The sequence below is a fragment of the Mesorhizobium sp. P2_E6 genome, from assembly GCF_056403835.1.
The window spans coordinates 1-20,505 of record NZ_JBFUEQ010000026.1; the positions used below are offsets into that span (position 1 = coordinate 1).

A 20,505-nucleotide genomic window follows, 5' to 3' on the forward strand; every position below is an offset into this window, starting at 1 on the left:
CTTCTCGCTCTTGATCTCGGCTGCCATTGGATTGCCCCATCTCTTTATTTCCCCAAGGGCAGCATCGCGCAACCTGTGCGCGAAGGCAAGCTAGGAGGAAGAAGGCCGGCGTCATAGGGGGAGGTTGCCTAAGGGGCGCCGGCCAAGCGGAAAATCAGGTCCGCCGCAGCGTTAGAGTAGCTGAGTCTTGACGCAACGTCATGCCTGCAAGTGCCCCATTTTCGGGAATGACAACTGGCATCCGTCTTGCTGCGTGAGCTTGCCGGCTGACGCCGGTCCTGATCGCGTAATCTGATCAGGTTGTAGGCTCGCCGGGTTTGAGGCGGTTGGGGTCCTTGCCCGGCGAGTTTGCCACCCTCAGCCCGGGATATATCTTTCAGCCGACGGAACGTTTGTAACAGTCTGGTGTTGTACCCATGATCCCCGCATAGGGATCATAAAGGGCCTTGCCCCTCCTGGCCCTAGTTTGAGTCCGCTGTCTCCCCGGCAGCGGACCCGACGCATCTCCTTAATTTCTGCAGCCTCAATAGGACTGCACTTGCCGGCACCACCGAGAGCGGGAATATGATCCTCTCGTTGCGGCGACGCCTTCAACGGAGATCGCCTATGGCCAGAACCAAACTTTCCAAGCAGCTTTCAGAGGCTGAAATCGAGCGCTTCCTGACGGAGGCGGAACGACTTCATAAAAGCATCGTCCAGCCGTTGCTATCACCTAGCAGCGACCATTGCCGGGCGCTCCAGCGCACCCACGAAGCGCTGTTGAAGACGGTCAAGGACATCACCGGAAGGGATGCGTCGTTCATTCAATGGTACGGGACAGGGCCTGTGCGGCCTCCCAAGGCTGGGTAGTGCCATCCCATGACCATGAAATATCCGTTCGTCGAAGACACGCTCGGCAAGAAGCTGCAGATCGGGTCGGGGCTTTCCGTCGACTGCATGACGTGTCGCCGGCAAGTCGACCTCGATATCCAAGCGCTGGTTGACCGTCTCGGCGAAGACCATGGCTGTATGCACTGGGATCTAATCAAGGTGCTGTTTTGCCGGGCTTGCCGGGACGCGGGGCGCCCAGATCGGAACATCTCGTTCACCAGCCATCCGAAGACACCAGGGCAGCGACGCTCAGACTAAGCGGCCCGGCATCTCCGCACGGCGGGGGGGCCAGCAGACCTGTCGGGCCTGACCGGCGCGGGTTGGGGCGCGTGCCGGCTGGCGAAAATATACGCTTTCGCTAATATGTTCGGGACCTATCCGTAAGAACGATGGAAGCTGCAAAAGGTGGAGCACAAGCCGGTAAAGATCTAATCGGAAGGCCAAAGCGATGGCGAAGGGGTTCGACGACAAGGGAGGGAGCACAAATGGCCGCCTATCATGAGAGGAAATCGTCACATGACAAGATTTCTGGTTGCTGACGCCGCAGACAACTTCCAATTTTGGCCCAATCTGCTGCTCAAGAAAGCATTCGGCTTCACCTGCGCACTTCTCGGCGTTCTGTTGCTCACAACAGGTTCCACCTTCGCGGCGGATTCCTCCGTCGTCGCGCCTGGTGCGAAGTTGGAAAAATTGGGCGAAGGTTATGGATACACCGAAGGTCCGGCAGCGGATGTTGAGGGCAACGTGTTCTTCACCGACGACCCCAATAATCGGATCGTTAAGTGGAGCGCGGCGGACGGGAAATTCTCAGACTGGCTCAAGCCAGCGGGCCGCGCGAATGGAACTTACTTCGACAAGGCCGGCAATCTCATCGCCGTTGCCCCCGATAAGGGCGAACTATGGTCCATTGCGCCCGACAAGAAGGTTACGGTGCTGGTGACGAACTTCGACAGCAAGGTGTTCAACGGCCCGAATGACTTGTGGATTCGTCCGGACGGCGGCATCTATTTTACCGACCCTGATTTCGATTCAAATCACGACCGCAACACGCGGGTGGATGGCCAGGACGTCTACTTCGTCACGCCCGACCGCAAGACCGTCACGCGTGTCACGACCGACCTGAAGAAACCCAACGGCATCATTGGCACGCCTGACGGCAAGTTGCTTTACGTGGCGGACTACGGCGCGAGTAGGACCTACGCGTACGATATCCAGCCCGATGGCGAGCTCACGGACAAACGCCTCTTCTGCAAACTCGGTTCTGACGGGATGACCATCGACTCTAAGGGCAACGTCTATCTCACGCAAATTGGTGTGACTATATTCGATAAAACGGGAAAGAGGATCGAACATATCGACGTACCCGAGACGACGACAAATGTGACCTTTGGTGGCAAAGATAACGACTTGCTCTTCATCACAGCCACCGGCAGTGTTTACGGTATCAAGATGAGTGTGAAGGGCGCGCGCTAGAAGCCTGTCCAGAAATCGCACTGCAAGACCATTGCCGACACCCTGGCCGCCCGCGAAACGATGTATGTCAATTGCGAGCACCCGGCGTGCTGCAAGTCGACAAAGCTCGACATTCAAGCGCTGATTGACAGCCTCGGGCCGGACCATGGTCCATGCACCGGGACGTGGTCGGCCTCTTCGTCTGCTCGGATTGCAAGGCCGCCGGCCGCGATCGCCGGCCGGTGTTCTTCACCTGCATTCCTGACTATGAAGGCGATCGGCAGCGGCGCAACCGCGACTGGAAGCCGACGTTCGATCGGGGGGCTTAGGGACTTCAGTCTTAGTTGAGCTATTGCTAATATGCATTTAGCTTGGGCAATGCGGGGGACGATCCCAAAAGCCTGATCCCGCAGTGGCCGGTGCGGTCACCCCCAACACCAAGCACCCCAACCGTACCGGCCATTTCCTTTTTGCGACTGGATAGCGATCGGCCAGGAGGATGTCGCCTGAAAGCGGTCGGCGCCATCTTCGCTTCGATCAGAGATTGGAACGTCCAGCCCTTTGCATCCGGAGGTTCAGGCATGCGTGCTTTCGTCGTTTTCCAGGAAAATCTACACGATCAGGCAAAGTTCGATGCCTACCGCAAGGTGGTCATGCCAACGTTGGCTGCGTTCGAAGGCAAAATTATTGCCCGCGGCGGACAGTTCACAATCATCGAAGGTGTGTGGCCCTTCGGGCGAACCGTAGTTATAGAATTTCCTTCTCGGGCGGCTGCCGAAGCCTGGTATGGGTCGCCGGCCTATCAGGCGATTCTACCGCTTCGCCTGCAGAGCATGACTTGCAATGCCATCATTGTTGATGGGGCAGATTAGCGCTTATTGGCTCTTGCAGGCGCGTTCGAGATCAGGTTGCGGCGACCCCTTCAACGGGAGATCGCCATGCCTCAGAAGACCCTCGCCGACACCCTGGCAGCCCGTGAAACCATGTGTGTCAATTGCGGGCATCCTATGTGCTGCAAATCGACAAAGCTCGACATCCAGACGCTGATCGATCGGCTCGGCCCCAACCATGGCTCGATGCATTGGGATTATGGTCGGGCTCTGCGGCTGTTCGGATTGTCAAGCCGTGGGCCGGGATCGCCGTCCAGTGTTCTTCACTGTAATTCCTGACTACGAGGGCCAGCAGAGGGAGCGGAACCGTGATTGGAAACCGACTTTCCGCTAGCTCGTCAAGACGTCCACCAGCCATGCGCAGACCCCGTTGCCGTCCAGTTTTCTGTTTACGAATCCGTAAGTCGCCGATGCTGGTAAACCCAGCTAACTATCAGCGTCGGCAGCGAACGGCACTTTGCTGCCCGGTGGGCCTCCACCTGCCGAAACCAATGGCCCGCTGCCCGCTCATTCAATGGTACGGGACGGGGCCGGTGCGACCTTCTACGGATGGGTAGCGCCATCCCATGAAAGATGACCGCCTAGGCGGCTATCTGGCCTTTTCTTTGCGGACGATAGACAGCTTCGGTGCGTGGGCTTCCCGGATGATCTTGGCGGCTTCGTCTCTAGTGATGCCGACCTTGCGGGCGTAGTAGGCGGCTTCCGCTTCAAGCGCGCCCTCTAACTCTAACTCATCAATCGCCTGCTTGGCCTTCTGATTCGCCTTCTTGCCCATAAGGCGAATCATAGCACATTCCGCTAGATAGCTCTATTCAGGCCCGTCGCCGACAGAGCGCCCAAGGGCCGCGCAAGACGCGTCGGCGGTGTAGGACAGCGGCCAGACAGAACGCGCGCTGGCCCGCCCTCTATGTGTCTGCTTCGACTAGGGCTTTCGGGCTAGAATGCGCGCTTCTCGCATGAGCGATGGCCAGTTGAGAGGCCCAAGGAAGGCGATAAGCTCGCGTGCTTGTGCTTCGGTGATGCCTGTCTCTTTGACCAAGCGCTGAACTGCAACGGTTACAGCGCTTAGCGGTACTTCGGTCATGCCAAGGGCGCAACGTAGCAAGGGGCTTCTAGTTCCGTAGATAAATGACTCGCTAGCCCACTGTCGAAAGCGTACGCTGCCCAAGTCGTCCGCCATCTCTACGGCAAACGGACGCTTGGAAGTCAACTCAGGTGCTCCCGCCCAACTGCGCGGGAGGCTCATATGGCCCAAGCTTGTCAGCGAGAATCCGATACCGTGTCCGCCTTCGAATGCGACGTCATTCGCGAGGCGTTTAAGAAGTCCGTTCTCGAAGAGAGCGTTCCAGCCGATCAATGGCGCAATCACGCCGCGAGGCTGATCCGCGCTTTCACCGGCGTGGAGGATATTGACGAGGCCATGCTGGACTGGATCGCGCGGAAGTAGGCGCTACCCAGCCGCTGGGGGGTGGCCGGCACGTCGGGGTTGCTTGGTTGTTGGGGGTATGCCGCGATCCAAGATTTTCGGGAGGAGGGATAAGCTATCGATATCGGCGGTGCATTTCCTCAATGGCGTCCCATCCGTAGATCGAGCCCGACTTGGTGAAGATGAACGCACTCGGATGCCTTCGATCCGGTGGAACCATCATGGCCTGGGCCACGGCCAGTTGAAGCAGATCGAAGTGGTCGCCTTCGGCTCCGGGCTCGGAATACCAAGTGGCAGGCTCGTTGACGTTCACAGGCATTACCGTCCCTCAACGAAAGGGAAACAAACACCCAGCCCGACTTTTCATCAAGGGCTTGGAACGGAAAACGTGCTGCCGGCTTATGGCCTAACCGCGCGGTTTTGATTTCGGTCCCGGCAAGCTTTCCGACGGGTTTGCGGACAATTTGGCTGATCGCCGATCTCTCAGCCAAAGCGACTGCTTTTTTCTTTCCAGCAGCTCATCACGATCATCATCCGCGTTCGCTCGGCCATGCCTCGCGGCAATCGCATAGTCGGCTCTGTTGGTTCGGTAGTCCGTTTGGACAGTCATTTGTTTAATCTCCCTAATGCGATCAACGCGTCAGGGCTCTGGGCAGTTCCGTATCTCAGCTAGACGTGGATGGAAAATAGCCGGCGCCGCTCGTTGTGAGGTCGCCTGAGAGGCTTTGGCCAATGCGGAAAAAGATCCGCAGGCGTTAATATGCTCATGATTCAAGCAGCGCGGGAACGTCAAACCCTTCTCATAGTGGCCAGCGCGTGCCGTAAAGCAGTTGCTGAGTTCGCGCTGGCCGTGGCGGCGCGGTTGGGGTCGTCACCGCCACCAACAAATTAGCGCAGACTAATGGCCGGCGCGCAAGCTTCGCCCACGCTAGGGCGCCACCAGGCAGAAACGCGTGCTGGCAAGGCGCTTTTCTGTGGCCTTGTAGCCGCTACGCATCGCGACCAACTAGCGTGCCAAGAACCTCTCCACTTTGCTCCCTTCCGACCAAGGGTGGTGCATTAGCCACAGTTAATATTTATCGGCAATATCATCTTGCGCCAATCACAAAGGTGGCCCGTAGTGGGTCAATGGGGTTGGCACCGCAATTGCGGTGTCAGCGGGGCCCCCGCCGCTTCGCAAATGGAGCGGCGGGTCTTGTTGCCTGATTTGAAAGCCGCCTAACCAAGTGGCCGACGCCTGTTGGGCGGGGGGCCTTGTTGGGGTAAAGGCGCCGGCCGGGCGGTTGGGTTTCCGCCAGCCAACATCCTAACAGACGGGCCGCCGGAGCCTATGGTGTGATCGCGGAAGCCTTTGCTTAAGCGCTCCCGTCTGTCTCGCTTTCCTCATCGATCATCCGTACCGGCAGATAGGCGTTCGTTTCCAGCCACTCCCGCAGCAGGGTCTCAATGAGATCCGACCGGCTGATCTTCATCTCGGCGGCTATGGAATTTGGCGCGTCTTTCCGTCGCCGGCTCTAGTGTGCCGCGCGGCGAAGGATCTGTAGATCAGCCCGTGACGGGTGGCTTTAAACGCCCGACGCCACGCCCTTGAAGGGAGACGATGATGTCTACGGTGTCGAGCATGGCGCACATCTTGTTCGAACCGTCGAAAACCGTTGCCGTCGATGCTGCCGATCCATCTGGAACTCTCCATTGCGACGCGCCAAATGAAAAGCCGTCGCCTAAATGGCATCGGGTACTCCCTAAGGTACTCGCCGAGGGTAGCCGCGGGCACCCCGCGCACCGTCCTGACGCCCAAGGCCAAGGCCAAGGCTTTGGCGATGGCAAAAGAGATTGGCGACAAGGTCAGGATCGATCAGATCACGCCGAAGGTGAGGAAGCGCTGATGTAGGCTGCGTAGGCAGTCTATAGTCAGGCAATCGGCATGCCGATCATGTCGCGCTACGTGTGGCGTCAGATCATTGGACTGTCGGCTTCGGTATGAACTTGGGCGATTGTAGATCGTGGCCCAACTTTGTTGCCTGAGCGGGCCTAAGTATGATCGGGACAACATCCCCTTCGGTCGGGAACAGTAGTAGCACGACGCCTCCGACTGCTTCACTCATGGCTACCTCCCACTTGTCGATGGCAATTGCTTGCTTCTCGCTCTTGATCTCGGCTGCCATTGGATTGCCCCATCTCTTTATTTCCCCGAGGGCAGCATCGCGCAACCTGGGCGCGAAGGCAAGCTAGGAGGAAGAAGGCCGGCGCCATAGGGGGAGGTTGCCTGAAAGGCGCCGGCCAAGCGGAAAATCAGGTCCGCCGCAGCGTTAGAGTAGCTGAGTCTTGACGCAACGTCATGCCTGCAAGTGCCCCATTTCGGGAATGACAACTGGCATCCGTCTTGCTGCGTGAGCTTGCCGGCTGACGCCGGTCCTGATCGCGTAATCTGATCAGGTTGTAGGCTCGCCGGGTTTGAGGTGTTGGGGTCCTTGCCCGGCGAGTTTGCCGCAGGGGCAAGCCGCGCGTCACACAACAGAAGTGACCATTCCCGGTCGGCGGGCTTTTCCATGCGTTCAACTAGCTACATCTATGGTGCCGATCGCCCGACTAAGCCCTCGCCTATTGCTTACCTGGCGCCTTCTTAACCGGCACGGCCTTACGGCCAAGCCCACTAGCCTTCGCCAGAGCCGATCTGCGGTTGGAATAGCTTGGCGCGACCATTGGATAGTCATGGGGCAAGCCCCACTTGGCGCGGTATTGATCAGGCGTCATACCAAGCAAACCAAGGTGGCGTTTCATCGACTTGAATTTGCGGCCATCTTCCAAGCTCACGATATAGTCGGGAAATACCGACCTCTTCGGATTGACTGCTGGCACCAGTGGCTCGACTGGCGGTGCTGCCGGCTGAGTGAGACCTGAGAGCGACAGATGCACGGAGGCGATCAGGTCCGGCAGGGCTGCGGCTGGCAATGGGTTGTTGCTTACGTATGCGGAGACAACATCCGCCGTTAGCCCGGCCAGTTCGGCTGCGCGGTGGCTGGTTTCGTTGGTCATTTGTCGGTCCCCCGATTTTTAGCTGACAAACAACCTGTTTATTAGAGGTGTCTTAAGTGCGCAACCTGACGTCTAGCTCGCCGTCGATGAGCGAAGCAGCCAGTGGCGCAACAGGTAGGCAGCACACTGATCACGGCACGTCGATTAACTAGCCATAATGTTAGGATAATTTGATCACGCGCGGTTCATTGCGCTAAGCTCGAATGGTCACGAACCCGCCTGGGGATAACGAGATCCATCGGCTTCGCAGCGACCGTTGACGTCACTCCATCCAGCGGCTCAGGCGGACACGCCTAGTCCCTCGCCGAGGCTGCCGGCTTTGGGAGCGCATGTTTTGAGTGGTCGCAGCTGAGGCCAACGGTGGCGTGGCCGCGGCAGTCGGCGTCGGCGCCAACCGCCTGGCTCGAGCCTCGCGTCCGAGTCAAACTGACACGGTGTGACGGGAAGTGGTGCGCCGTTGCGCTAGGGGTGACGTCCGGCTTCGTCAAACAAACCGACTTGTGGGGCGTCTACCCCGGCGAAGTGCTTTAAAGGGGTAGCTCAATATGACCGACCGAACGGTGTTGATTTCCGGCGGGGGCGTTGCGGGGCCTGCCCTTGCCTTTTGGCTCGCCGCTGCCGGATTCCGGCCGACTCTGATCGAACAGGCGCCTGAATTGCGCACTGGGGGCTACGTCATTGATTTTTGGGGTCTTGGCTATTGGATCGCCGAGAGGATGGGCCTCAAGGCAGACATCAATCGCGTGGGATATCATGTGCGCGAAATGCGCATCGTGAACGATAACGGAAAGCGCGCCGCAGGCTTTGGCACAGACGTCTTCGGTGAGTTGACAAACGGCCGCTATGTCACGCTCGCGCGCAGCGATCTCTCGCGGCTGCTCTTCGAAAAGGCCAAAGACAGGACAGAGATTATTTTCGGCAACGAGGTCGCCGGGCTTGAAGAAGCGCCAGATGGCGTGCGGGTTCGTTTACATGGAGGCGAACGCAAGTTTGGCTTGGTCATAGGCGCAGATGGCTTGCATTCGGGCGTTCGGCAGCTGGCATTCGGGCCCCAGCGGCAATTCGAGAAGAAACTCGGCTACGCCGTCGCGGCATTTGAGGCCGAAGGTTACCGGCCGCGCGACGACGACGTGTATTTGATGTACGGGCGGCCAGGGCGAATGCTCGGCCGGTTCACGCTGCATCGCAATCGCACGCTGTTCTTGTTCGTCTTCGTCGTCGACAGCGGCCCTCTGCCAACCGTGCTGGACCTGCAAAAGGAAATGCTGCGGGAGAAATATGCCGATGGAGGGTGGGAATGCTCTCACATCCTGGAGGAGTTGGGCCATGCAGACGAACTCTATTTCGATAGCGTCAGCCAAATCAGGATGAACAGTTGGTCGAAAGGTCGCATAGCCCTCACCGGCGATGCCGCATTCTGCGTTTCCCTGTTGGCGGGACAAGGTTCAGCCTTGGCAATGATTTCCGCCTACGTGCTGGCAGGCGAGCTCTTGCAAGCTGGAGGACGGCATCAGGAGGCCTTCCCCCGCTACGAAGCGTTCTTGCGGGACTACATCCGAACAAAGCAGCAAGGCGCCGAGCGGTTCGCGGCCGCGTTGGCACCCAGGACAAAGCTCGGCCTGATGTTCCGCAACTTGGTTACAAAGGCATTCGCGGTACCTGGGCTGGCGCGTCTAGTGATCGGCAAGGAAATTACCGACGCCGTGCAGCTTCCTGACTATCATTGGCGAACCCCAGGCAGTTGATCGCCTTCCGGCATCGGAGCGCTTTAAACCTTTGTGAAATGACCGTCACACTGGAATACTTTTCGGTCAGGATCGGTATCTGCAGAGAACTTCGACGCGGCGCGTCAAGAGCGGGCCGCTGTCGGACGCTTGGAGCGCCAGCGCAAGCATTGATGATTTGCGACGAAATCAGCGCTTGCCTTCGGGAGGAGTGCGCTCCCAGCAGGCCCAGCGGCTGTTCCCGTCCGTGCCTGCTGGGCCGTTCTGATCTCACTGACTGCCAATGGTCTCGCGCGTCCTTTTTTGTAAGGAGGTGACGCACAGCTTGTCGAAGGCCGCGCTCTCTCCTGCCGCAGGAGGATCAGGGTTCCGAACTGTAAATAAGTCCCGGCTCGACGATCCATTCACCGGGAGAGAGGGATTGGACGTCATAACGCCCGTCGGGCAGTCGTGACGCAAGCCCAACGTATCGGTAGCAAGTGCCGCTTGAATCAACCACTACGGAGAAGATCGGGCGATCGGCAAGATAGCCAACAACAGCGCCGCCGGCACACGACTGCGAAGCGGACGGTCCGGCAATCCTGAGAATGTAGTATTCAATTGGGATGCTTTTTGCACCTATGCGCATTGGCTATCCCTCGCACAAGGAACGCAGTGAGCAGTATGCTCCGAAGGATTCAGAAAATCCAATGATTAGCCTGGTCGTCTCCGTCGACGCCCAATGCGTCGTGTGAGGTATGCCATAGCCAGGCCAGTCACCCGAAGAAGCTGCTCAGATCGCCGGAGACGTGAGTGGTGCGGCGAACCACTTCATGCAGTATCGCATGCCCGAACTCTATGCCGGCTCGGGGCGGACGCCTACAACTTTACCAGTACATTACAAGCGGGCGAATGTTCGCAGGCGTGGGCCGCGGGCTCATGCTTTTCCTTTCTGCAGGCGATAATGGGATGCGAGCAGACGCGCCCAACGGCAAGTTGTCGGCGCCTGGCCTGCTGCCATGGGTTTGATCGGCTGTGCCGATGTGCTAGGCCGGACTAACCACCACAGGGCCCGACATGGCAGGCATTTCCCGAAAACACCCGATGCTGCGGCGCTCGCAAGCGATGTGGGTTTCGCGACGCGTCTGGCAGCCTCGCATTGTCTTTTGGGCGGGCGCCATCTCGATCGGCCTGATCAGCGTGGTGTTCGCAATTCTGGCGGACCAAGCGCAGGCACTGTTCCACGCCGTTATTGGCGCCAGCGGCGGCTGGCGCTTCTACCTGCCGCTGGTGCTGACGCCACTGGGTTTCGTGCTGTGCGCCTGGCTGGCCCATTCCTTCTTTCCGGGCTCGCAGGGGAGCGGCATCCCGCAGGCGATTGCCGCGCGCCATCTGCGGGACGACGAGGATCGGGACCACATCCTGTCGTTGCGGCTTGTATTGGGAAAGATCGCGCTCACCGTCGTGGGCCTATTCTGTGGGGCCTCGATCGGCCGCGAGGGGCCAACGGTGCAGGTCGGTGCCTCGCTGATGCTGCAGGCAGCGCGCTGGGGCGGCATGGCGCAGGCGCGAGGCCTGATCCTGGCTGGCTCCGCCGCCGGTATTGCCGCCGCCTTCAACACGCCGCTTGCCGGCATCGTTTTTGCCATCGAGGAAATGGGCCGCACCTATGAATCGCGTACCAATGGGCTGGTGCTGACTGCGGTCATCCTGGCCGGTCTCGCCTCGTTGGGATTGCTCGGCAACTACACCTATTTCGGCGTCGCCAAGGAAACAGTCGCCTTCGCCAGCGACTGGCCGCTGGTGCTTGCATGCGGCATCATCGGTGGCGGCGTTGGCGCGTTGTTTTCGCTGCTGGCGCTGAGAATAATGCGCCGCATCCGACGCTGGAACGCGCTGCAGCCGCTCTGGCGCACTCTGGCCGTGGCAGGCATTTGCGGGCTGGCGGTGGCCACGATCGGGATCGCCTCGGGCGGCCTCACTTTCGGCACCGGCTATGCCCAGGCGCGCGGCGCCATTGAAGGCACGCCGCTGCCGGCGTTCTTCTTTGCCGAGAAATTCGCGGCCGGACTGCTGTCGATGGTGTCGGGCATTCCGGGCGGCATCTTCGCGCCGTCGCTGGCGGTGGGCGCCGGCCTTGGCAGCACGCTCGGCCTGATTTTCGGCACCAGCACCGGCATAGCCGCCCTGCTCGGCATGGCCGGCTATTTTGCCGGCGTCGTGCAGGCGCCGATGACGGCCTTCGTCATCATCCTGGAGATGACGGGTAACCACGACAACGTGATTGCGCTGATGTGCGCGGCGATGCTGGGCTATGGGACGGCCCGTCTAATCTCGCATGAGCCACTCTATCATGCGATGTCCCGGGTATTCATTGCCGAGGCGATCAGGAGGCGACGAGCGGTATCGGGAGATGCCGTCAAGGCGGCTTAGTGACTTCAGAGCCGCGCTCCCCAATCCGGCGGCTCGAAAAACCAAATGGACAAGATGATGGCAGCCGCGGCCAGCAGCACAAGCAAGAGAGCGATTTTAGCCGTTCTGTTCATTTGGGAAGCTTAGTCGCTGCAATCGGAGCGAGATATCAAAAGCACGTTATGCGCTCGACACGAGTTGGGCCTTACAACACCCATCGGAATGCCCGCCGCAGTTCAGAAGCACCGTCCTTTTCATACCATCGACCGTGCGAGATTATGATCCGTTCAGGCTGCCAGGCGAGCATCTGACGAACCGCCAACTTCAATGCCTGACGACGCCGAATGAAGCTAGCTCGCATGTCGATGGGCGACTTGCCGTCCGGGTCTGCGGCGCCAGCAAGCCTTACGAGAAGTCTGAAAAGCCAGTTATGAACGCGGCTCGGCTCGAAGTTCTCGATCAGATCGGTGAGGATCAGCGTGCGGGTGCCGCGGTGAAACAAGACGGCCTCCGTAAGCATATCCCCACGGACCACCAGGAGATCGATCTCATCAGGCCAGGGTGAATGACGACCCACCAGCAGTGTATCGACATCAATCCGGCGCTTCGCTCGCTGCGCCAGCCCACGCACAGCCAGTACCGTTGCACCGGAGACAGCAGCTTTCCAGTCAGGGAGCCACCAATAGTGAAGGGAGTTCGGCGCAACCAGGTACCGAATTGGTCCCAGTATTTCGATCGATGATCGCAGCGTGGGGGAATATGCCACAGGCGAGTGCAGGACCAGTTCGCCGCTGCGCAGCCGAAGGATCGTCATGCGTGTTGAAAAGGGCAATTTGAGCCAGCCCAAGCCGAACCTGATTTCAGGCCCATCGACAATCCAGACGTCGGAAGCCACAGGCTTGAGCACATTTATCGGCTCGTACAAGTCCAAACTGGAACGGTCATTCGAGTGTCTGTGCAGCATGGCTTGGCTCGACGATCGATTGATGAATCTACTCTGGGATGTCCGAGCGGACAGGCGCCATAGATTGATATGGCGCCCTGCCGTCGGTCGGAAAGCGCGCGCTTTTGCGCATCGCCAGCCATTCCTGAATCGCAAGGCGGATGACCTCCAACCGATCCAACCTCATCTCGGTGGCGATCTCCGAAATCGCCGCTTCAGTTCGCTGATCAAAGGGCATTGTTGACGCGCGTAGCATGGCTGCGGCCTGAAGATCGGTGTGCTGCCTGAGTTCGGCCGAATCCTTCTTCCTTGGAGTCAAGGCCTTTCTCGCGATCATCCGTTGGGGTTCTCGCTGGTTTCCGCAGCGCCGTAGTCCCGGAGCGCGACAATCCAGTTGTCTCTTATCGTCACCAAGACGAGGCGAGACCCGTGCGGGTAGTACCTGGGGAGAGCCGCTGCCTGATCGGCAAGGACGGCCCCATCCAGCCCGCACAGCTCACCGCCGAGCAGCCAGTTCTGGCGTTCGCTGTCTCGCAGCACGGCGACGTAGTCTCCGTCGCCGGGATAGCCTATGAGGCCAATTTCTTCATACTCTTCCAACTTGCGCATCGTGATTATCAGAACATCAAGGACCGGGCACTGGGGTGGGTTATTTGCACCAAGATGGAAACGGCCCGACACCACCCCAGCCTGGCGCCGGGCCCTGAGGAAGTGCCCCGCGCGGTCGCACCTCCAGACTTGCATTACAATGCCCTACTTTTCTGGATGGACGGCTCACTGGCACACGCGATCAGCACTATTCGCTGCGAGCTCGTAGCCTGTTGTCGGGCCTGGGACAGCCACAGCTTTCGACTTTCTTGCGAAAGGCCCTTCATTGCAGAACGAGCTGCCGAAGTAATCTCGTACGCACCGCATGAGGCACATTGGAATTCGACCTTTCGAGTTGCGATATCGGCTTCGAGTGCCGCTCCATCGCAAATCGGGCAAGGTGACGGATAATACCTCCGTTCAAACGTCAAGACACTCATCGTTCAGCTCCGTAATTACGCGATTGCGTTCAACGCAAGATCTGGGAGGGACAGACCAACGCCCCGTCGGAACACACTCCTCATTGTTTCGCGATGGACATCAGCCCCTTATCTTCGGAGAGACGTTTCTGCGCGTCGCCACTTCGATTTGCTTTGCCTCTTTCTCTAGCCGATCCGGCGTTGCGGAGCCCATCAGGGCATATGCAGTGCCTCCTGACTGCCAATACACAGTCGGCACCCGACCATCCGTGGCGGTTGTGGGAGGCACGGCATCCTCGCCGTCCATCGGCGCAGCCACCAGCGTGATCCGGCCCACGCTTGGCGTATCGGCGGTCACGACTAGGCTCTGCTTTCCGTTCCAAGGTTGCACCTGGACATCGTTTACCACCCAGACTGACGGTAAGGCGGGCATGCTTACGTTCACAGCCCCCACCAGGCGCTCGATCTTGTCCTGCTTTGGCTCTGCGCCCGTTTTTGGACCGGCATTCAGTTGCGCGACACGCAAGGCTTCCCGTGCCGACAAAATGAAGGTCTGATCAGCCTTATCGCCGCCTTGGCGGAGCGGTAGAGTGAGCGAGTTGGCCGACCAACCGATGACGACCAGTACGACCGCAGCGACTTGCAGCCTGAGGCCGGCCAACAGTTTCTTGCTGCGGAACACTCGCTCCAGCTGCCTCGCCTTTTCCAAACTCGCGCGTGGCGGAAACGTTCGCCGCGGTTGTGCATTGCGTAAGGCCTCCATGCGTTGCGCGTGTGCAAACACCTCAGCCGCCCGTTCCGGCTCCCGCGCAAGCCGCGCTTGCAGATCAGATCGCTGGGACGGCGAGAGCTCGCCGTCGAGGAACCGGTTAATCTCTTCGTCTGAAATACGGCTATTTGGCCACATCACGGCCTCCCACAACTTTCAACGAACCCGGTGCTTGGCCGCCTAGATTGTCCACGCTTTGCTTCAGGGCAGCGCGGGCTCGGCTGAGACGGGACATTACCGTCCCCGCCGGTACATCCAGCAACTCGGCGGCTTCCGAATAGGTGAAGCCCAAAACTCCGACCAGGTGAAGAATTTCCGCCTGCTCCGCTGGCATATCASCCAGCGCCCTTTCAACATCAGCCAGTTCGGCGCAATGCTCCTGCGCCGGCGGCGACGTTGGATCGGACAGCTCGGCTTAAGACGCAAGGCGCTGCCGGTCGACCGTAATGCGGTTGGCACTGGATAAAAAGGTGTTGCGGACAATAGTGATCAGCCAAGGCAACAATGGACGCGACGTGTCGTAAGACTTGGCCAATGAGAGTGCGCGGACGAGCGCTTCCTGAACCAGATCGTCAGCATCAGAGTCATCGCGCGTGAGCACCCGGGCGTAACGCCATAGATCCTCCAGATGAGGTGTGACGTCAAAGCGCGCGCTCATATCAGCCGACACTTAGGATCGGCCCAGCGGTCAGGGACCCAGCCGCTGGGCCAGAAGGGAGCGCTTTCCTCCCGAAGTGCAGGCGTCGAATAGTCATGTGTCATCAATGCCTGCTTCGCTCCCCAGTTCCGATGGTGGCCTCTGGAGGTAGCCGCCACGGTCGAAGCTCACCCTCAACACAGCATCTACCAAGTTCGGCCGGAAACTATTCCATCGCGGTGGGAACTTTATTCCGGCTGCAGACCCCGCACCATCCGCATTGCAGGATGTCCGAATGCATTATAGTCGGCCAGGCGCGCGAGGCTGGCCTATGCGGGCTCCCGGATTCAAGACAGAAGGGTCCCGACCTTCTTCACGGGCAGTGCTTAGCGACAGGGGCAGTCATGGCGGAGCCGGCAGGACGGCCAAGGTCGTGCGGCGCATTCCTGTCAGGATGGATCGCCCCATGGCAGCCGACGGCCAACTCGGCCAGGCATCGCCGGATTTGCTCAAGTTGGGACTCACAGAGTCAACGCCAAGCGTCGCAGAGGCCGTCTGCTGGAGGCCGTCGGTGCCGTCGGCACGGACTTCGACTGGCCGAATCCTGTCGGGCGCGCGAACGCGCGGTAGCTTGCCGAAGCCTCCTCGGCGAGAGAAGCGACGCCCCCTTTCGCCAACATTGCGCGCAGGGAGTCCCCGATCCGCCGCTTTTCGACTATGGGATCTTTATATCTTGGGCCTCCTGCACGAATAGAATCTTTATGCCTATCGGCCTAGGTTTGGGTCATGCGGCAACCCCGGCGGGGAGCGATGCGATGGGCGATGTCAATCCGAGGATGCAACAGGATATCACATCGTCGCCGGGTGGCGATTCGCTTTTCGGCTTGGCCGATGCTCCCGCCGCGGTGCGCTATCTTGCTTCGTTTGCGATGACCGCCTTCGCGACGGTCGTGGCTGTGGGTGTCGACAGCCAGGTGGCGATCCCGAACATCTCGCTCATATTTGTGGTGCCGGTGATAATAGCGGCCGTTGGCCTAGGTCTGGGCCCCTCGCTCTTTTCGGCGATACTTGGTGCACTCGCCTACAATTTCTTCCTGACCGAGCCCCGCTACACGCTGATCGTCGACGACCCGGCAAACGTCTGGGCGATCGGACTGCTTTTTGTCGTCGGACTTATCGTCAGTGGCGTTGCCTTTACCTCCCGGCGCCGCGCAACTGAAGCGGCGCTTCTGAAGAGGCAGGCAACAATGCTGCAAAGCTACAGTCGCGATGTCGCGGGGATCGACAATGCGAAGGCGATCGTCTCGATCACTTGCCGCACTCTTGCCGCACTCTTTCAAGTTCCTGCCGTCGTCATTCTCGTTTCGGACGGCAAAGTGGTTTCCGTCGAGACAGTCGGCAATGTAGAGCCCCAGGACGCCGAGATCGAGGCGGCGTGCTCGTCGTTGGCAACGGGACTTGTCGTGAGCGCTGGAGTTTACCCAGCGCTGACCTCGCGCTTCGACTTTTGGCCCGTAAAAACAACGGCAGGCGGCCCGCGCGCCGCCATCGGGCTCGCATTCGACCCCGATGAACGTCCTGCGGCACCTTCGACGTCGGTCGATATCGTGGGTCGCTTCCTGGCCCTGGCCCTTGATCGTCAACATTTCCGGCATGCTCGACCGTAAACACCCGGGAAGGCAAAAGTCAGCAAACGAGGCCAGGACAACGACAACGAAACGTTTGCTCTAACCGGAGGAGCAGGTTCATGAGCAATGCCGATGCAGGCGACGGCGGGGCTGCAGCAGCACAGTCCGCTGCGCATGACGTCCACTCCCAGCAGAGCGTGCGAATACTGGTTCTGGGCGCTCTCGGCGTCGTTTATGGCGATATCGGAACAAGTCCTCTCTACGCGTTTCGCGAAGCCCTGTTTGTTGCGGCATCGGACGGATCGGCGACACGTGAGGATGTGCTTGGCATTCTTTCGTTGATCATTTGGGCGCTGACCCTCATCGTAACGGTTAAATACGTCTCATTTGTTCTCCGAGCGGACAACAAGGGCGAGGGCGGCACGCTCTCCCTGATGTCCCTGGCCGGCAGTAGTCTTCCGGCTCGCTCAGCTGCCATTTTGGTCTTGGGCGTGCTTGGCGCGGCGTTGTTTACGGGCGACTCTATGATCACGCCAGCGATCTCGGTGCTCGCTGCAGTGGAAGGTCTTGAGACCGTCACGCCAGCCCTTGAGCCATACGTCTTGCCAGTCACGCTTGTCATTCTGGCTGGGCTCTTCGCGGTCCAACGATTCGGGACCGGCGCCATTGGGGGCGTTTTCGGGCCGATTACATTCGCATGGTTTCTCGCGCTAGGGGTTTCCGGAGTAAGCCACATCGTCACCAATCCCGGAGTGTTGTGGGCCGTCAATCCCTACTACGCCGTCCACTATCTCGTGGCCAATCCAGCACTTGCGCTCGGTACAATCGGCGCTGTTTTTCTAGCTGTGACCGGCGCTGAGGCGCTTTACGTGGATCTTGGCCACTTTGGTCGCAGACCGATTGTGATGGCTTGGCTGTGGATCGTGTTCCCGTGCCTTCTGCTCAACTACATTGGGCAGGGCGCCTTTGTTTTGAACCGCACCGAACTGCCGGAGAATGTTTTCTTCGACATGCAGCCTCGCTGGGCGCTGGTGCCGATGGTCGCCTTGGCCACCGCGGCTACGATCATCGCCAGTCAGGCTGTCATTTCCGGGGCGTTTTCGCTGGTACGCCAAGCTGTCCAGCTGAATCTTCTGCCGCGATTCAGCATCCTGCACACGTCCGAGACGCAAGAGGGTCAAATCTATCTTCCGAGGGTCAATTGGTTACTCGGCATTGGCGTCATGATGCTGGTGCTCGGGTTCCAGAAGTCGGGCAATCTCGCCTCAGCCTATGGCATCTCTGTCACTGGCCAGATGGTGGTCACTGACCTGCTTCTCTTCATTGTTATGCGACGAATCTGGAGCTGGTCTCTCACCGGTGCCCTCATGGCGTCGGCACTCTTCCTGGTCGTGGACCTGGTATTCCTCGGCTCGAACGTCATTAAGGTGATCGAAGGAGGCTGGGTTACGCTAACCATTGCGTTGGTCATGTGCCTCATTATCTGGACTTKGGTGCGCGGCGGCCGCTATCTGTTCGACAAGACCCGCCGCAATGAGATCCCGCTCGATTTCCTCGCCGGCAATCTGTTGAAGAAAAAGCCCCATCTCGTATCAGGTACGGCAGTGTTCCTGACCAGCGATCCCTTGAGTGCCCCAACCGCGCTGATGCACAGCCTGAAGCACTACAAGGTGCTGCATGAGCAGAACGTCATCCTTTCCGTGGTGACGGCGCCGCAGCCGGTGGTGCCCGACAGCGAGCGTGTCAGGATGGAGACACTCAACGAGCTGTTCATGCGGGTGACACTGACCTTCGGCTACATGGAACAGCCCAACATCCCGCGCGCACTGGCGATCTGCCGCAAGCAGGGTTGGAAGTTCGACATCATGTCGACATCCTTCTTCCTATCGCGACGTTCGCTCAAGGCCTCGCCCAATTCCGGCATGCCGGTGTGGCAGGACCGGTTGTTCATCGGCCTGGCGCGGACAGCGGCCGATGCGACCGAATATTTCCAGATCCCGACCGGACGTGTGGTGGAAATCGGAACACAGGTGGTGATCTGATCCGACTGGGTTGCTCCCGTCGAATGTGTTTCTGGCCTCGCGAAAGGCGCGTACTGCCCTTGCACGCGCCCGATTGCCACTTTCGACGGCGCTTGAAAGTTATCCGCTCTGCCGGATGCTTGTCGGCCTGTCCTAAGTTTCCATCATCGAGGGCCAGTCGGACGTTCGCTACACAGAACTTACTGGATGTTACGATCGCCCTAATCACGCAACTGTCCAAGGTTTAGAGCCAACTATCTGCCCTGTTCCCGGTTCAGTGGGCAGGCACTCAAGCTGCCTTTGCAACTCTGTCGAGGGGACCCCGGCGACGTCCGCTTTCCGGAGACGGTGAAATCAGCCTGAATGACCGAGATCAGGCGCGAAGCTGACCCCCCACCTTGGGGGGAATTTTGCACCCCGAAATACTATCCTGTTCGACCGCCTGAGGAGTTCGTTGAAGGGCATGGCCGGGCCGAACAGGTAACCCTGGCCTTCGTGGCAGCCGAGACGACGAAGCGTCGCCGCCTGCTCTCCGCTCTCAATTCCCTCGGCGACGAGTTTGAGGCCAAAGCCCAGACCCAGGCTGACGATTGCCTTGACGATGGCTGCGTCGCCGGCGCGGGTCGCCATTCGGTCAACGAAGGCGCGGTCGATCTTCAGACGCGTATGGCAACTGGAACGGTAAAGTGGTTCAACGCGACCAAGAGCTTTGGCTTCATTCAGCCCGACGGTGGTGGACAGGATGTTTTTGTCCATACTTCTGCTGTCGAGCGCGCTGGCGTGTCGACGCTCGTTGACGGCCAGAAGGTCAACTACAGGATAGAACAAGATCGGCGGACCGGTAAATTGTCGGCCGGCAACCTGAGCAAGGCTGGCTGAACCAGCCATGTGATTTCGGCAAGCGCATCAGGCACGCAAGCTTCGGTGCACCAAATTGATCAAGTCTGGTGGCCTACCGGCATGTCGTTGAAGTGTCACCTTGCTGACCTACATGCGCACTGCGTCGGATGATTCCTCCCATTCGTCCGGCGCGTTCCCCTCTGGAGGTTTTGACCTTCGTACCTGGCCGGACCCTTGGTCTGGCCTTTTTCTTGCGCGCGAGAAACTGGTAAACTGGGGCGACGACGTCCGGCCACCGAATGGGCCATCCCGCTACCAATATCGCCAATATCGCGTTGCCAGTTCACCGGCGAACTGAGAACCATGGTCAGAGCTGTCAAGCCAACGGCTTATCTTCGCCAGCCCGGCAGGCGAAGACTTGTACATGGCCGTTTTCTCGGCCTGCCATTCTCTCCGGTCATGCAGGCTTGTCGAAGACCATGGGCAATCCACGTTTAGACGCCATCTCGACGACCAGTTTTTCGATTGCTAGATCGGAAAGGCGGGTCTGCAGTGTCGTACGAATCCGCTTGACCAGTTCGTGCACCGGCAAAGGTGCGAGATCCTCGGCATCATCGAGAAGCCGACTGACTTCAATCACAACGTCAGCATCGATGTCGCCCGGCAAATCTCGGATATCCCATCTCCGATCGAGTTACTTGTGGTCTTCCTGACCGATGTCGCGTTAAGCAGATGAACGTCGGGTTGTTTCCCGCGATGGCAGGACTCGATGCTCTGCCGGCTGAACAAATCCCGGTATCGCTGTGCTGGCGTGAAGCTCAACTTTTCACAGCCACTTTCGAAGCCATTGAGGCTACTATCAATTTGAAAC

25 protein-coding genes are annotated in these 20,505 nt (G+C 59.3%); 13 read left to right on the forward strand and 12 right to left on the reverse strand.

Annotation, left to right across the window (positions count from 1 at the left end; genetic code table 11):
• Window positions 1-606: 606 nt before the first annotated feature.
• The 6 genes from AC1D08_RS33170 (at window position 607) to AC1D08_RS33195 (ending at window position 3,491) form a co-directional block, all read left to right on the forward strand.
• Window positions 607-849 carry a hypothetical protein gene (locus AC1D08_RS33170; protein WP_477425241.1) on the forward strand — a complete coding sequence of 81 codons (243 nt, stop codon included), beginning with the start codon at window positions 607-609 and terminating at the stop codon, window positions 847-849.
• A gap of 9 nt (window positions 850-858) precedes the next feature.
• Window positions 859-1,128 carry a hypothetical protein gene (locus AC1D08_RS33175; RefSeq protein WP_477425243.1) on the forward strand — a complete coding sequence of 90 codons (270 nt, stop codon included), beginning with the start codon at window positions 859-861 and terminating at the stop codon, window positions 1,126-1,128.
• A 258-nt stretch (window positions 1,129-1,386) separates the two neighbouring features.
• Window positions 1,387-2,343 carry an SMP-30/gluconolactonase/LRE family protein gene (locus AC1D08_RS33180; protein ID WP_477425245.1) on the forward strand — a complete coding sequence of 319 codons (957 nt, stop codon included), beginning with the start codon at window positions 1,387-1,389 and terminating at the stop codon, window positions 2,341-2,343.
• Between the two features lie 152 nt (window positions 2,344-2,495).
• Window positions 2,496-2,651 (forward strand): hypothetical protein, encoded by a 156-nt coding sequence (locus tag AC1D08_RS33185; protein ID WP_477425247.1) that lies wholly within the window; start codon window positions 2,496-2,498, stop codon window positions 2,649-2,651.
• A gap of 252 nt (window positions 2,652-2,903) precedes the next feature.
• Entirely contained in the window at window positions 2,904-3,194 is a 291-nt protein-coding gene (locus tag AC1D08_RS33190) for a DUF1330 domain-containing protein (protein ID WP_477425249.1), read from the forward strand.
• A 66-nt stretch (window positions 3,195-3,260) separates the two neighbouring features.
• Window positions 3,261-3,491 (forward strand): hypothetical protein, encoded by a 231-nt coding sequence (locus tag AC1D08_RS33195; protein WP_477425251.1) that lies wholly within the window; start codon window positions 3,261-3,263, stop codon window positions 3,489-3,491.
• Window positions 3,492-3,801: 310 nt separating this feature from the next.
• Here AC1D08_RS33195 and AC1D08_RS33200 read toward each other — a convergent pair whose 3' ends face one another.
• Window positions 3,802-3,987 carry a hypothetical protein gene (locus AC1D08_RS33200; protein ID WP_477425253.1) on the reverse strand — a complete coding sequence of 62 codons (186 nt, stop codon included), beginning with the start codon at window positions 3,985-3,987 and terminating at the stop codon, window positions 3,802-3,804.
• A gap of 471 nt (window positions 3,988-4,458) precedes the next feature.
• Here AC1D08_RS33200 and AC1D08_RS33205 point away from each other — a divergent pair, with 471 nt between their 5' ends.
• A complete protein-coding gene (locus AC1D08_RS33205) occupies window positions 4,459-4,659 on the forward strand; it encodes a hypothetical protein (RefSeq protein WP_477425255.1) in 201 nt (66 codons plus the stop codon).
• Between the two features lie 94 nt (window positions 4,660-4,753).
• On the opposite strand, the gene AC1D08_RS33210 is transcribed toward AC1D08_RS33205, so the two are convergent.
• Entirely contained in the window at window positions 4,754-4,957 is a 204-nt protein-coding gene (locus tag AC1D08_RS33210; protein WP_477425257.1) for a hypothetical protein, read from the reverse strand.
• Window positions 4,958-6,302: 1,345 nt separating this feature from the next.
• On the opposite strand from AC1D08_RS33210, the gene AC1D08_RS33215 reads away from it, so the two are divergent.
• Window positions 6,303-6,524 carry a hypothetical protein gene (locus AC1D08_RS33215; RefSeq protein ID WP_477425281.1) on the forward strand — a complete coding sequence of 74 codons (222 nt, stop codon included), beginning with the start codon at window positions 6,303-6,305 and terminating at the stop codon, window positions 6,522-6,524.
• Window positions 6,525-6,596: 72 nt separating this feature from the next.
• Here the strand turns inward: AC1D08_RS33215 and AC1D08_RS33220 are convergent, their stop codons facing one another.
• Window positions 6,597-6,803 (reverse strand): hypothetical protein, encoded by a 207-nt coding sequence (locus AC1D08_RS33220; protein WP_477425235.1) that lies wholly within the window; start codon window positions 6,801-6,803, stop codon window positions 6,597-6,599.
• A 436-nt stretch (window positions 6,804-7,239) separates the two neighbouring features.
• Window positions 7,240-7,674: a Ros/MucR family transcriptional regulator gene (locus AC1D08_RS33225; protein ID WP_477425259.1), complete on the reverse strand. Its 435-nt coding sequence runs from the start codon at window positions 7,672-7,674 to the stop codon at window positions 7,240-7,242.
• A 545-nt stretch (window positions 7,675-8,219) separates the two neighbouring features.
• Here AC1D08_RS33225 and AC1D08_RS33230 point away from each other — a divergent pair.
• Both AC1D08_RS33230 and AC1D08_RS33235 read left to right on the forward strand, forming a co-directional pair.
• The gene (locus AC1D08_RS33230) at window positions 8,220-9,419 is read left to right on the forward strand and encodes an FAD-binding domain (protein ID WP_477425261.1); all 1,200 of its coding nucleotides are present in this window, start codon (window positions 8,220-8,222) and stop codon (window positions 9,417-9,419) included.
• Window positions 9,420-10,454: 1,035 nt separating this feature from the next.
• Window positions 10,455-11,810 carry a chloride channel protein gene (locus tag AC1D08_RS33235; RefSeq protein WP_477425263.1) on the forward strand — a complete coding sequence of 452 codons (1,356 nt, stop codon included), beginning with the start codon at window positions 10,455-10,457 and terminating at the stop codon, window positions 11,808-11,810.
• A 184-nt stretch (window positions 11,811-11,994) separates the two neighbouring features.
• Here the strand turns inward: AC1D08_RS33235 and AC1D08_RS33240 are convergent, their stop codons facing one another.
• From AC1D08_RS33240 to AC1D08_RS33265, 6 genes are all read right to left on the reverse strand, one after another.
• Complete coding sequence (locus tag AC1D08_RS33240) at window positions 11,995-12,753, reverse strand: DUF4336 domain-containing protein (protein WP_477425264.1); 759 nt, start codon at window positions 12,751-12,753, stop codon at window positions 11,995-11,997.
• Window positions 12,754-12,781: 28 nt separating this feature from the next.
• Complete coding sequence (locus AC1D08_RS33245) at window positions 12,782-13,069, reverse strand: hypothetical protein (RefSeq protein ID WP_477425266.1); 288 nt, start codon at window positions 13,067-13,069, stop codon at window positions 12,782-12,784.
• On the reverse strand, window positions 13,066-13,341 hold the full coding sequence (locus AC1D08_RS33250) for a hypothetical protein (protein ID WP_477425268.1): 276 nt from the start codon (window positions 13,339-13,341) through the stop codon (window positions 13,066-13,068). Before AC1D08_RS33250 ends, AC1D08_RS33245 begins: the two co-directional genes overlap by 4 nt.
• Window positions 13,342-13,860: 519 nt before the next feature.
• Entirely contained in the window at window positions 13,861-14,646 is a 786-nt protein-coding gene (locus AC1D08_RS33255; RefSeq protein ID WP_477425270.1) for an anti-sigma factor family protein, read from the reverse strand.
• Window positions 14,633-14,917 carry a sigma factor-like helix-turn-helix DNA-binding protein gene (locus AC1D08_RS33260; RefSeq protein WP_477425283.1) on the reverse strand — a complete coding sequence of 95 codons (285 nt, stop codon included), beginning with the start codon at window positions 14,915-14,917 and terminating at the stop codon, window positions 14,633-14,635. Before AC1D08_RS33260 ends, AC1D08_RS33255 begins: the two co-directional genes overlap by 14 nt.
• Window positions 14,918-14,923: 6 nt before the next feature.
• A complete protein-coding gene (locus AC1D08_RS33265; protein WP_477425272.1) occupies window positions 14,924-15,166 on the reverse strand; it encodes a sigma factor in 243 nt (80 codons plus the stop codon).
• A 794-nt stretch (window positions 15,167-15,960) separates the two neighbouring features.
• On the opposite strand from AC1D08_RS33265, the gene AC1D08_RS33270 reads away from it, so the two are divergent.
• Window positions 15,961-16,812, forward strand: coding sequence for a DUF4118 domain-containing protein (locus AC1D08_RS33270; RefSeq protein WP_477425273.1), 852 nt, complete (start codon window positions 15,961-15,963; stop codon window positions 16,810-16,812).
• 80 nt (window positions 16,813-16,892) lie between these two features.
• Complete coding sequence (locus AC1D08_RS33275) at window positions 16,893-18,815, forward strand: potassium transporter Kup (protein WP_477425275.1); 1,923 nt, start codon at window positions 16,893-16,895, stop codon at window positions 18,813-18,815.
• A 333-nt stretch (window positions 18,816-19,148) separates the two neighbouring features.
• Here AC1D08_RS33275 and AC1D08_RS33280 read toward each other — a convergent pair whose 3' ends face one another.
• Window positions 19,149-19,550, reverse strand: a complete 402-nt coding sequence (locus AC1D08_RS33280; protein ID WP_477425276.1) for an EAL domain-containing protein — start codon at window positions 19,548-19,550, stop codon at window positions 19,149-19,151.
• On the opposite strand from AC1D08_RS33280, the gene AC1D08_RS33285 reads away from it, so the two are divergent.
• Entirely contained in the window at window positions 19,461-19,673 is a 213-nt protein-coding gene (locus AC1D08_RS33285; protein WP_477425278.1) for a cold-shock protein, read from the forward strand. The two genes, AC1D08_RS33280 and AC1D08_RS33285, sit on opposite strands and share 90 nt — an antisense overlap.
• A gap of 418 nt (window positions 19,674-20,091) precedes the next feature.
• Here the strand turns inward: AC1D08_RS33285 and AC1D08_RS33290 are convergent, their stop codons facing one another.
• The gene (locus AC1D08_RS33290) at window positions 20,092-20,301 is read right to left on the reverse strand and encodes a hypothetical protein (protein ID WP_477425280.1); all 210 of its coding nucleotides are present in this window, start codon (window positions 20,299-20,301) and stop codon (window positions 20,092-20,094) included.
• Window positions 20,302-20,505 lie beyond the last annotated feature (204 nt).